This is a genomic window from Pseudomonas sp. S49 (assembly GCF_009866785.1).
Taxonomy (GTDB): Bacteria; Pseudomonadota; Gammaproteobacteria; order Pseudomonadales; family Pseudomonadaceae; genus Aquipseudomonas.
On sequence record NZ_CP019432.1, the window covers coordinates 1,817,343 to 1,830,375 of the forward strand.

General features: G+C 60.0%; 7 protein-coding genes. All 7 read left to right on the top strand.

Annotated features, from left to right (window positions below):
- Positions 1 to 41 precede the first annotated feature (41 nt).
- The 7 genes from flgH to PspS49_RS08010 all read left to right on the top strand — a co-directional run bounded on the left by flgH (position 42) and on the right by PspS49_RS08010 (position 12,733).
- Positions 42 to 737 (top strand): flagellar basal body L-ring protein FlgH, encoded by a 696-nt coding sequence (gene flgH, locus PspS49_RS07980; protein ID WP_007920116.1) that lies wholly within the window; start codon positions 42 to 44, stop codon positions 735 to 737.
- A 27-nt stretch (positions 738 to 764) separates the two neighbouring features.
- The gene (locus PspS49_RS07985; RefSeq protein WP_064119566.1) at positions 765 to 1,853 is read left to right on the top strand and encodes a flagellar basal body P-ring protein FlgI; all 1,089 of its coding nucleotides are present in this window, start codon (positions 765 to 767) and stop codon (positions 1,851 to 1,853) included.
- An 11-nt stretch (positions 1,854 to 1,864) separates the two neighbouring features.
- Positions 1,865 to 3,157, top strand: a complete 1,293-nt coding sequence (gene flgJ, locus PspS49_RS07990; protein WP_127926293.1) for a flagellar assembly peptidoglycan hydrolase FlgJ — start codon at positions 1,865 to 1,867, stop codon at positions 3,155 to 3,157.
- 24 nt (positions 3,158 to 3,181) lie between these two features.
- Positions 3,182 to 5,227, top strand: coding sequence for a flagellar hook-associated protein FlgK (gene flgK / locus PspS49_RS07995; RefSeq protein ID WP_160038773.1), 2,046 nt, complete (start codon positions 3,182 to 3,184; stop codon positions 5,225 to 5,227).
- Between the two features lie 13 nt (positions 5,228 to 5,240).
- The gene (locus PspS49_RS08000; RefSeq protein ID WP_160038775.1) at positions 5,241 to 6,809 is read left to right on the top strand and encodes a flagellar hook-associated protein 3; all 1,569 of its coding nucleotides are present in this window, start codon (positions 5,241 to 5,243) and stop codon (positions 6,807 to 6,809) included.
- Positions 6,810 to 6,917: 108 nt separating this feature from the next.
- Positions 6,918 to 10,511 (top strand): glycosyltransferase, encoded by a 3,594-nt coding sequence (locus PspS49_RS08005; RefSeq protein ID WP_127926296.1) that lies wholly within the window; start codon positions 6,918 to 6,920, stop codon positions 10,509 to 10,511.
- Positions 10,512 to 10,744: 233 nt separating this feature from the next.
- On the top strand, positions 10,745 to 12,733 hold the full coding sequence (locus PspS49_RS08010) for a calcium-binding protein (protein WP_150773766.1): 1,989 nt from the start codon (positions 10,745 to 10,747) through the stop codon (positions 12,731 to 12,733).
- Positions 12,734 to 13,033 lie beyond the last annotated feature (300 nt).

Consider the following 13,033-nt stretch of genomic DNA (forward strand, 5'->3'; position numbering starts at 1 on the left):
AGGCGGCCATGAGGTCGCCTGCAACACCGTGAGGTAGGGTCATGAATCGCTTTGTATCTGTTCTGGCATTGAGTGGGGTCGTCTCGCTCGCGGGCTGCGTCGCCCCGACGCCCAAGCCCAATGACCCTTACTACGCCCCGGTGTTGCCGCGCACGCCGTTGCCGGCTGCGGCCAATAATGGCTCGATCTATCAGGCCGGCTTCGAGCAGAACCTGTACAGCGACCGCAAGGCTTTCCGGGTCGGTGACATCATCACCATCACCCTGAACGAGCGCACGCAGGCGAGCAAGAACGCCAACTCGCAGATGGACAAGAACAGCGATAACAGTGTCGGTCTGACTTCGTTGTTCGGCTCCAGCCTGACCACCAACAATCCGATTGGTGGCGGTGACCTGAGTCTGAACGCCGGCTATAGCGCTGACCGTTCGACCAAGGGCGACGCCAAGTCCGGGCAGAGCAACAGCCTGACCGGTTCGATCACCGTGACCGTCGCTGACGTGCTGCCCAACGGCATCATCGCCGTGCGCGGCGAGAAGTGGCTGACACTGAACACCGGTGACGAACTGGTGCGCATCGCCGGTCTGGTGCGCGCCGATGACATCGCCACGGACAACACCGTGTCGTCGACCCGGGTCGCCGATGCACGCATCACCTACTCGGGTACCGGCGCGTTTGCCGATACGAGTCAGCCAGGCTGGTTCGACCGTTTCTTCCTCAGCCCGCTGTTCCCTTTCTAGGTGGCTACGTTGAATCTGAAAAGCCTTATGGTGGCCGCGCTGTTGATGTCGGCGGCCTTCAATGCACAAGCCGAACGGTTGAAAGACATCGCCAGCATTTCCGGCGTGCGCTCCAACCAGTTGATCGGTTACGGCCTGGTGGTCGGGCTTAACGGCACCGGTGACCAGACGACGCAGACCCCGTTCACCCTGCAGACCTTCAACAACATGCTCTCGCAGTTCGGCATCAAGGTGCCGCCAGGATCGGGCAACGTGCAATTGAAGAACGTCGCGGCGGTGTCGATCAGTGCTGACTTGCCGGCGTTCGCCAAGCCAGGTCAGCAGGTCGATATCACGGTGTCTTCGATCGGTAACTCCAAGAGCCTGCGCGGCGGCACCTTGCTGCTGACCCCGCTCAAGGGTATCGACGGCAACGTCTACGCAGTCGCTCAGGGCAACCTGGTGGTTGGCGGTTTCGACGCAGAGGGCCGTGACGGTTCGAAGATCACCGTCAACGTTCCGTCGGCCGGTCGCATTCCGGGCGGTGCCTCGGTAGAGCGCTCGGTGCCGAGCGGTTTCAACCAGGGCAACAGCCTGACGCTGAACCTCAACCGTTCCGACTTCACCACCGCCAAACGTATCGTCGACAAGATCAACGACATGCTCGGCCCTGGCGTCGCGCAAGCCATCGATGGCGGTTCGATCCGCGTCACCGCGCCACTCGATCCGAGCCAGCGCGTCGACTACCTGTCGATCCTGGAAAACCTCGAAGTCGATCCGGGTCAGGCGGTGGCGAAAGTCATCATCAACTCGCGTACCGGCACCATCGTCATCGGCCAGAACGTGAAAGTGTCGCCAGCCGCCGTGACCCACGGCAGCCTGACCGTGACCATCACCGAAGACCCGATCGTCAGCCAGCCCGGCCCGCTGTCCAATGGCCAGACCGCTGTTGTACCGCGCTCGCGGGTAAATGCCGAGCAGGAAGCCAAACCGATGTTCAAGTTCGGCCCGGGCACCACCCTCGACGAGATCGTGCGTGCGGTGAACCAGGTCGGCGCGGCACCGGGTGACTTGATGGCCATCCTCGAAGCGCTGAAGCAGGCCGGTGCGTTGCAAGCCGACCTGATCGTGATCTGAGGCCGACCCTTATGGATATGCGCAAAAGCGGTCTGGTCAGCAGCAGCGATTCGGGTTCCTACTCGGACCTCAATCGCCTGAACCAACTCAAGGTCGGCGACAAGAACAGCGATGCGAACCTGCGCAAAGTGGCGCAGGAATTCGAATCGCTGTTCCTTGGCGAAATGCTCAAGTCGATGCGCTCGGCCACTGAAGCGCTGGGCCAGGACAACCCGCTCAACACGCCGGCAGCCAAGCAGTATCAGGAAATGTACGACCAGCAACTGGCCGTTTCCATGTCCCGCGAGGGCGGTGGTATCGGTCTGGCCGACGTGCTGATGCGGCAGATGTCGAAGAACAAACCGCTGGCGCCGGGTGAGGCGGCGGCCGCGTCCGCCGCCAAGCAGGAAGAGGCCAAGGCGAAAGCTGCGGCCGTGGTCACACCGGTTGCCGCTGGCACCGTTGCTACCAACGGCCCGTTGTCGCGCCTCAATGGCGAGCGTCCGTTGTGGGCATCGCGTTCGGTGAGCGCGCCGAACACGCAACTGGCTCATCGCAATGACATGGAGCTGATCAATCAGCGTCGTCTGGCTCTGCCACCGAAACTGGCCGATCGTTTGCTCGCAGGCCTGGTGCCATCGGCTACGCCGGCAGCGGCCACGCAATTGCCGCAGCGCGCGACCACGGCTGCTACCACCGGCGCCGGCCCGCTGTACAACGGCGACTGGCTGGCACGTGCCGAGAGCGAAAAATCCGCTGGCGGGCAGATGCAGATCTACGGTCGCGCCATGGCGCAGATTCCGCTGGCGCCGGCGAAGAAAGCCTTCAGTTCCGCCGATGAATTCGTCAACACCATGCTGCCGATGGCCAAGGAAGCGGCCGACCGTATCGGCGTCGATCCGCGTTATCTGGTGGCGCAGGCGGCACTGGAAACCGGTTGGGGCAAATCGGTCATGCGCGCCCAGGATGGCAGCAGCAGCCACAACCTGTTCGGCATCAAGGCGAGCAGTAACTGGAAGGGCGATTCGGCCCGGGCGATCACCAGCGAGTTCCGCGATGGCGCGATGGTCAAGGAGACGGCCGAGTTCCGTTCCTACGCCTCGTACAAGGACAGCTTCCACGATCTGGTGACTTTGCTGCAGAGCAATAATCGCTATCAAGATGTCGTGAAGTCTGCCGATAACCCAGAACAGTTTGTACGCGAGTTGCAAAAGGCCGGTTACGCAACCGACCCGAACTACGCCAGCAAGATTTCGCAGATAGCCAAGCAGATGAACAGTTTCCAAAACTACGCTGCGGCGGGTGTATCCACCACGCCTTTATAAGGCACAAGGTATAAGGTCTGAACCATGAGTTTGCTCAATATCGGGATGTCGGGACTGTCGGCCAGCCAGTCCTCTCTGGCTACGACAGGCAACAACATTGCCAACGTCGACACCGCCGGTTATTCACGCCAGCAAACCGTGCAGGGCACCAAATCCTCGCAGCAGTACGGCACCGTGTTCATCGGCACGGGCACCACCCTGGCCGACGTGCGCCGGGTGTACAACTCGTACCTGGAAAGCCAACTGCACACGGCAACTTCGCTCGACAGCGAATCTGCCGCGTTTCTGGCTCAGGCCACACCGCTGGACTCGATGCTGTCAGACACCAACACCGGCCTGACCGGCGTGCTGCAGAAATTCTTCACCACGATGCAGGGCGTTTCGACCTCGGCGACCGATGACACTTCCCGTCAATCGGTGCTGACCGGCGCACAGGCGCTGACCAGTCGCTTCAACACCATCGCCAAGCAGCTCAACGACCAGAACACCACCATTAACGGCAGCCTTGGCGACATGGCAGCTCAGGTGAACAAGCTGGCCACCTCGATCGCCAACCTGAACCAGAAGATTGGCGAGATCTCCACCAGCGGTGGTGCGCCGAACGATCTGCTCGACAGCCGTAACGAAGCCGTACGTCAGTTGTCCGAGTTGACCGGCGCGCAGGTCGTCGAGCGTGGTACCAGTTTTGACGTGTATATCGGCAGCGGCCAGCCGCTGGTCATCGGTAACACCACCAACACGCTGAGCACCGTGCCGCTCAAGGATGATCCATCGCGCATGGGCATCCAGATGGATCGCGGTTCGAGCACCATCGACATCACCTCGGCGATGAGCGGTGGCGAAATCGGTGGCCTGCTGACCTATCGCAAAGAAGTCCTCGATCCATCGCTCAATGAGCTGGGCCGCGTAGCGCTGGTGATCGCTGATCAGGTCAACAGCCAGCAAGCCCAGGGCATCGACAAGAACGGTGACTTCGGCGCGGCGATTTTCAACAACATCAACAGTGCCGCGCTGATCAGTTCGCGCAGCATCGCGCAGTCGGGCAACAGCACCGGTTCGGGTAACCTCGATGTCACCATCAAGGACACCGGCAAGCTGACCACCAGCGATTATCAAGTGACGTTCACCAGCGCCACTGACTACACCGTCAAGCGCTCCGACGGCACCGATATGGGCGCCTTCAGCACCACGACCAATCCGCCGCCAGTGATCGACGGTTTCACCCTCGCTCTCAAGGGTGGTGCGTTGAGCGCCGGTGACAGCTTCAAAATTACCCCGACCCGCAATGCGGCCGCGAGCATCCAGACGGTGCTCACCGATCCGAAGAAAATCGCCGCGGCCGGTCCGTTGACCGGTGTGGCCAGCGCCAATGGTCTGGGCACTTTCACCCAGCCGACGCTCTCCAGCAAGATCGATATCTACAACCCGACTGCCCAGGCTGACATGCAGGCGGCGCTGAAGAACTCGACGCCGGTCAAACTGGTGTTCGGTGCGGTTACCGGGGGCAGCCAGTCCTACACTTTTGTGGATGCCAAGGGCGGCCTCATCAGCAGCGGCACTATCGTTCCCGGTCAATCGAACACGCTGGAACTTAAGGTCGGTATCGTCGATGCCAGCGGCAACCCGGTGCTGGACACCAGCGTTACGCCGAACGTGCAGAAAACCTTCTCCGTACAGACCACCGTTGGCGGCACGCCAAAGTCGGGCGAAACCTTCACCATGAACCTGACCGGTGCGGCGTCTTCGGACAACCGCAACGCGCAATCGCTGGTCGCCCTGCAAACCAAGCAGACCATCGACACCGGTTCGGCCAGCAAGGGCATCAGCCTGACTGACGGCTACAACAAGCTGGTGACCAACGTCGGCACCAAGACCGCTCAAGGCAAGTCTGACAGCGCCGCCACCACAGCGATTCTGGACAACGCCAAAGGCGCCCGCGATTCGCTGTCCGGGGTCAACCTGGATGAAGAAACCGGCAACCTGGTCAAATATCAGCAGTACTACACAGCGTCTTCGCAGATCATCAAAGCTGCGCAGGAAACTTTCGCCACGCTGATCAACAGCCTTTAAGGAGTCGTAATTCATGCGCATTTCCACCGCCCAGTATTACGGCACGCAAGCGTCGGACTATCAGCGTAACTTCAACAAGGCTGTTGCCAGCGCCAGCGAGGCGAGCAGCCTGCAGCGCATTACCAATGCGTCCGATGATCCGATCGGTGCCGGGCGTTTGCTGCAATTGGGTCAGCAGGCGGCGATGCTGGATCAGTACAAGACCAACGTTGATACCACCAAAAGTGCGTTGACCGTGCAGGAGTCCACGCTGGAGTCCATCACTACCGCATTGGCGCGCGCCAAGGAACTTGCCCTGGCGGCCAACAACGGCACGGCCACCGACAAGGACCGCCAGGCTTACGCATCGGAGCTGGGCCAGATCCAGCAACAAGTGCTGGGCCTGATGAACTCCAAGGATGCCGGCGGCAATTACCTGTTCTCCGGTTCGAAAACCGATACCGCACCGTACTCGCAGAATGCCGACGGCACCTACACCTACAACGGTGACCAGACCACGATCAATCTGGGCATCGGCGACGGTATGACGGTTGGCACCAACACCACCGGTTGGGCCGCTTTCCAGCAGACCATCAATACCGCGCGCACCAACGTCACCATGACGGCGCCGGCCGTGGACGACGGCCGCGTTGTGCTGTCCAACGGTACGGTCGGCACTGCCGCCACCTATGATTCCAAATTCACTGCCGGCCAGCCTTACACCGTCAGCTTCCTCAGCAGCACCCAGTTGAAAATCACTGATGCCCTGGGCAATGACGTGACCGCTGAAGCGAGCCAGAACGGTCTGGTCAGCAACAGCAGCGGCGCCAACCAGACGGTGAGCTTCCGTGGCGTCGACATGAAGTTGAATATCAACTTGAAGACCGGCGACACCAACCCGGACGCGGTGATTGCCGGCCACAGCTTCCAGTTGTCGACCGCGCCGGACTCGTTCACCACGACGCGCAGCCCGGGCAACCCGTCGACCGCGGTGATCACTGGCTCCAGCATTACCGACCAGGCGGCCTACACCGCGGCATTCCCGCAGGGCGGCGCCGTCCTCAAGTTCACCAGCGCCACCGCCTTCGATCTGTACGCAGCGCCGGTCACTGCCGACAGCAAACCCGTGTCCTCAGGCACTATCGTGGGTAACAACGCTACCGCGGCGGGCGTCACGTTCGCACTGGGCGCTGCCCCGGCTGCCGGTGATCAGTTTTCGATCCAGCCGAACGACCACCAGACCCAGAACGTGCTCGACACCCTGGGCCAGATGATCACGGCGTTGAACACTCCGATCGATGGTGATCCGGTGGCCAAGCAGAAATTCCAGGGCGCGATGGAGGCGGGTATCGGCAACATCGATGCGGCCAACAATCAAATCGGCAACGCAGTCACCGAGATCGGTGCCCGTGGGCAGGCTCTGGATATGCAAGCCATCACCAATGACAGCCTGAGCACCGCGAACACCACCACCCAAGGTTCGATCCGTGATTCGGATCCGGCCGAAGTGATGACTCGTCTGACCCTGCAGCAAACCATGTTGCAAGCCTCGCAACTGGCGTTCAGCAAGATCAGCCAGTTGGGTCTGTTCAACAAGATCTGACCGTCAGCGGGCGTGTAAGCGCCCGTTTGGCCTGCCCCTCAGTTATGTTTTTTAGCGGTTTCAAGGGCTCGCTTTTCCGAGCGGGCTCGTACCGCCTGTGAGCCCGCCGTGAATTCACTTCCTCTTGTCAGCCTCGTTATTCCCGCCTTCAATCCGCGCTTCTTCGAGCGGGCATTGAACAGTGCTGTCAGCCAGACCTACGCGCACCTTGAAATCATTGTCTGTGACGACAGTCGTGGCCACGAGATCGAAGGGATTGTTATTGCCGTGGCCGAGCAGTCCGGCGTCGCCGTGCGTTATGTGCGCAATCCGCGCACCCTGGGCATGGTCGGCAACCTGAAGGCGTGCCTGGATCAGGCGCAGGGCGAACTCATCAAGTTCCTGTGTGACGACGACCACCTTTATGCGGCCTGCATCGAACAGCAGGCGCACGAGATGTTGCGCGAAGAAGTCAGCCTGGTGCTGGCCCAGCGACTGTTCTGGGATGCCAACGACATCATCCTGCCGGCGCGCCTGGAAAACACCTCGTTGTCGCCCCACAGCGGTCTGTTCAAGGGGGACGACCTGCTGGGCATTTTTGAAAAATTCCCGGTCAATGTGCTGGGCGGTTTCACCAACGCTTTGTTTCGACGTGCGGATCTCGTCGAGCTGTTGCCGGCTCTGACTCAGGATGGGCACTGTTTTGTCGCGACCCTGGATTTCGCCCTGTACGTCTGTCTGATGCGGCGCGGCAATCTGGCGGTATCCAACAATGTGCTCAGTGCCGAGCGGCTCTACCCGGAGCGTCTGAGCGCACAGCAACCAATGAAAGATGCGGTTGAGGTCGAGCGCGAGTGGATTCTGCAAATGCTCAAGGCTCGCAGTGGTGAGTCCGCGCCGGCGCCGGGCTGGGTGCGCTATATCCCGCTGACCAAGGCTGACGAGTCGCCGCGAGTCTGGGAGGAGCTGCCGCTCAGCCGTACGCTCGGCACCAAGCAGAGTCGCCAGGAGTGGTGTGTCGGTATCGATAGCTGGAGCTTCGCCGAACTCTATGCACACTGGCTGCAATGCCGCAGTCTCAGCGAGGGGCAACGCAAGTTGCTGCCAGAAACCCTGGCCGCCTGGCCGCAGCAGCCGCGAATCGTGCCGATCATCATTGATGCCCAAGGCAGTCGCGATGGCGTTGAACGCACGCTGCAAGCGCTCGCAGCCCAGGACTATCCGCCGGAGCTGATTCTGCTGTTGTCTGCGGACTGTACCGAGGCGACGCTGGACGGGCGGGTGTTCCGCATGCCGTTGCAGGATGACGGGTTGGCACAGATCAACACTCTGTTACCGCAACTCGAAGGTGCCGACTGGTTCTACCTGTTGCAGGCCGGTGATCGTCTGGTGGTGCCGGCCTTGCTGGTCATGGCTGATCGAATAGCGCATTCGCCCTCGCTGAGTTGCGTGTACAGCGATGAAGGCAGCCTGCGCGATGGCGAATCGGCAGAGCCCGCCTTCAAACCGGATTTCAACCTCGACCTCATGCGCAGTTATCCATACGTCGGGCGTGCCTTGGCGTTCAAGCGCGAACGCTTCCTGGTGCTCGGTGGATTCGACGCGACGTTCGCCGAACTGGCGCCCCATGACATGCTGTGGCGTATGGTCGAAAGCGACGGTACACAGGTGATCGGGCATGTCGCCGAAGTCTTGCTCGAGTCGCCATTCGATCTGTCCGGGTGGCTGGCCGAACCAGCGGTGATCGAACAAAACCCACGGGTGATTGAAGCACACCTGCAACGTCTGGGGATTGCCCACGAAATACGCCGTGGCAGTTGCGAATTGCTCAATCGTATCGACTACCAGCATGGCCGGCGTCCGCGGGTGTCGATCATCATCGTAACTCGCGATCAGACGGCTGCCTTGCAGCGCTGTGTCGAGACCGTGCTGGAGAAAACCGCTTACTCCGAATACGAGCTGTTGCTGGTCGACAACGGCAGTGAAAGCGCCGAGGCGCTGGCATGGCTGGATGGTATGGCGCAGTTGGGCGGTGAGCGGATTCGCGTTCTGAGTTACCCGCAGCATGACAACATGGCGGCCCTGCATAACTTTGCCGTGACACAGGCCCGTGGCGAGTATGTGCTGTTGCTCAATACCTTCGCGGTGATCACCCACACCGACTGGCTGGACGAGCTGCTCAATCAAGCGCAGCGCCCGGAAGTCGGCGTGGTCGGCGCCAAGTTGTTCAACCCGGATGGTTACGTGTTGCACGCCGGCATGATTCTCGGCCTGCAAGGGGCGGTCGGGTTGCCGTTTTATGGGCAGTCGCTGCAGTCCGACGGCTACATGTTCCGGTTGCAGGCTGCCCAAGACCTGAGTGCCGTCGGCGGTGATTGCGTGATGGTACGCAAGGCTGTTTTCGAGTCTGTCGCAGGGCTCGACGAGCAGGATTTGAAACAGGCGCTGAATGTCGTCGACCTGTGCTTGCGCATCGGTCAGGAAGGTTATCTGGTGGTGTGGACGCCCTATGCCTTGCTGGCTCAGGGCGCGCGGCCAACCGTCGGGGCGACCGCCGAAGAAGGCCAGCAGCACATGCACGAGCAGGAGACCTTCTACAAACGCTGGTTGCCGCGCATTGCCCGTGATCCGGCGTTCAACGTCAACTTGTCATTGCAGGGTATCGGTGCAACGAGCTTCAGTCTGGAGCCGGGCCTGCGCACCGGTTGGACGGCGTTTTCCCGCCCGCAACTGCCCAACGTACTCGCGGTGCCAATCAACGCTTCTGCGATTGGCCACTACCGCATGAGTCAGCCGCTGATCGAGCTGGAAGCGGCCAACCGCGCCGAAGGGTGTATTCGTTACGGCTTGCCGTCGCTCATTGAAATCGAGCGTCAGTCGCCGGACGTCATCGTCTTGCAAGGGCGCTACTCGCAAGGTGCCATCGATGAAATTCCACCGCTGAAGAAGTTCTGCCATGCCCGGCGAATATTCGAGCTGGATGACTATGTGATCGATGTTCCGCATCGTAATGCCCATATCCGCAACATGCCCAACAAGCACGAGATGGAGCGCATGGTGCGCCAGGCGATCGGTTTGTGCGATCGCGTGGTGGTGTCGACCCAGCCACTGGCCAATGCGCTGTCGGATATGCACCACGACATACGCGTCGTGCCCAACATGCTTGCCCAGAACCTCTGGACCGGCCTGCGCAGCCTGCGTCGTACTTCGAAAAAACCGCGTGTCGGTTGGGGCGGCGGTACCAGTCACCACGGCGACCTGGCAGTGATTGCCGATGTCGTGCGTGAGCTGGCCAATGAAGTCGACTGGGTGTTTTTCGGCATGTGTCCGGATGATCTGCGGCCGTACATGCACGAATTTCACGGGGTGATTGCGCTGGACGTCTATCCGGCGAAACTGGCCAGCCTCAACCTTGACCTGGCGCTGGCACCGCTGGAGTTCCACATCTTCAACGACTGCAAGAGCAATCTGCGCTTGCTGGAGTACGGCGCCTGCGGTTACCCGGTGATTTGCACCGACACCGAAGCCTATCAAGGCTACCTGCCGTGTACGCGGGTCAAGACCAACAGCACGGATGAGTGGCTGCAAGCGATCCGCATGCACCTGGCTGACCCGGACGCCAGCTATCGCATGGGCGATGATTTGCGCGAAGTGGTGATGCGCGATTACGTGTTGCGCGGTGACAACTTGCGTTACTGGGAGAATGGCTGGCTCGCCGATTGACCGAGCCACGCATGATCTACGGAAAAACAGGCGACCTGGCAATCGCCTGTTTTTTTTTGCTCTGAAAACCTTACTAGCATCCTTCTCGATACATTTTTGTACCGAGGCTCAAGCTTCGCCTGCTGGTAGTCGATACCTTTTTATTCGTTCATCCATCAGGCAGGGATTGCACGCTTGAACGGTCTCTCTCTGCCGACAGAACCGCTTTCAACAACAACGCAAGGAAGACGCAAATGTCAGTAGTGAATGGAACGAGTGAAGCGGATGTCCTCTTGGGCACCGACGATAATGACGAACTCTATGGACTGGAGTCGGATGATGTACTGATCGGCAGTGCAGGTTCTGATGTGCTGGATGGCGGAGAAGGGTTCGACACGGCGACCTATTACGCGATGTCGTCGGGTGTCAGTGTCGAGTTCGGCAAAGATGCCACGACTGTCGCAGGGGCTGAAGGCAAGGTCGACACCCTCATCGGTGTCGAGAAAGTCTTCGGTACGTTCCACAACGATACGTTTACCAGTTCGGTCGGCGGTGTGACGTTCGAGGGTAGCGTCGGGGATGATCTGTACATCGTCGACAGTGAGGATGTGACAATTGTCGAGGAAGACAACGGGGGTTTTGACGAACTGCGCACCAGCCTCAACACCTTCAAGATGGACCCGTTCATTGAAAAGCTGACCTTCACCGGCACCGGCGATTTCAAGGCTTACGGCAATGCCAGTGACAACGAAATCATTGGCGGTGCCGGTAACGACTGGCTGTGGGGCGGGGATGGTGCCGATCACTTCGTTGGTGGTGATGGCTACGATACGGTCAGCTACAGCGACAGCCTTGAGGGCGTGAGAGTCGAAGACTTTGCCAACTTTGACGGGCTGACCATTGCCTACGGTGACACCTTCACCGGCATTGAAGCGTTGCAGGGTTCGGGCTTCGATGATGTGATTTATCGTCACAAAGACTTTATGAGCATCGATGGTAGTGACGGCCATGACACCGTGAGTTATCGCTACGCTTTCGATCCGGTCAATGTTTTGATCGGCGGCGGTGTCAATGCGGCGGGCGACACACTGATGAATGTGGAAGAGGTTATTGGTTCCACCGATGCCGACCACTTCACCGTGAACACCAGTGGTGTGGTCGTCGCTGGCGGTGGCGGTGACGATGTCTACACGATCAACAGCGCCGGCGTGACCATCGAGGAAATCGAAGGCTACATGGGCGGTACCGATCACGTGTTCACCAGCCTGTCCGAGTTGAGACTGAGTGCGTTCGTTGAAAACCTGACCTATACCGGCAGCGCTGACTTCGTTGGCTACGGCAATGACGAGAACAACACCATCGTCGCCGGCGCCGGCAATGATGTGCTGTTGGGCGGTGCGGGTGCCGATAACTTTGAGGGTGGCGCTGGTATCGATATCGTCAGCTATGACGACAGTAGCGAAGGCTTGAGCGCTTCGCTGAAATGGGGCGTGCAGAGTGGTATTGCGTTCCACGATGTTTACATCGATATCGAAGGCTTGCGTGGTAGCCAGTTCAATGACGTTCTTGAGGGCGACTGGGGCGATAACATTCTTGAAGGCGGCGCGGGCGACGACCAGATTCAGGGTGGCGATGGCAACGATCACCTCTATGGTGGCCTGGCCTCCGGTCTCGATGTCGCCGGTCAGTCCGACAGCCTGTCGGGTGGCGCCGGTGATGACGTTATCGTTGGTGCCGTCAATGATCTGTTCACCTGGGCCAGTGGTGACGATGGCAATGACAGCATCACGCTGGGGCGAGGGTTTGCTTTCGGCGGCGAGGGTAATGACGTGCTCACCGGCACTGGCAGCGACTACATGCTGCAGGGCGATAGGGGCAATGATGTGTTGATTCTTAACCTTGCCGGTCAGTCGAATTCCGGCGGCAGTGCGTATGGCGGTCAGGGCGATGACACCTACGTGGTCAACACCACCGGGCTGGTGACGATTCAGGATGAGGGCTGGGATCTGAACGACACCCTGATCCTCAACACGATCGCCAACGCCAGCCAGTTGAACGTCACCCGCATCGGTGATGACGCTTATCTGCACAGTGCCAATGACGGCAGCACTGGTGTGCCGGACAACGGCGTGAAACTGGCGGGTTGGTACGCCGGGTTCAACAACATCGAGCACCTTCAGACTGCCGATGGTCAGGTTTTTGAGGTGCCGGTTAGTGGTGATGGGTTTGCCATGTTTGGGTAGTCGTTTGCATTGTTGATCTGGCTTGTGGAACGGGATGAATCTTTGGGTTCATCCCTTTTTTTGTCTGGGGCTTGGCGGCCTTTGGGCCGACCATGCTCTTGGGGGGGGGGGTATCCGTTGCTGCGGGTGTTGCTGGTCAGGGTTCCGCCCTTACGGCGGGTCACTTTTTCCAGACGCCGAAAAAGTAACCAAAAAGGCTTGCTCCTGCGTGCGGCCCGCTCGCTGGGGCTCGGGGTTCCTTCGCTCCGGGATCGATCCGGGCGCAGCGCCTACGGTTTGCTTCGCTGCACCTCCTCTCGC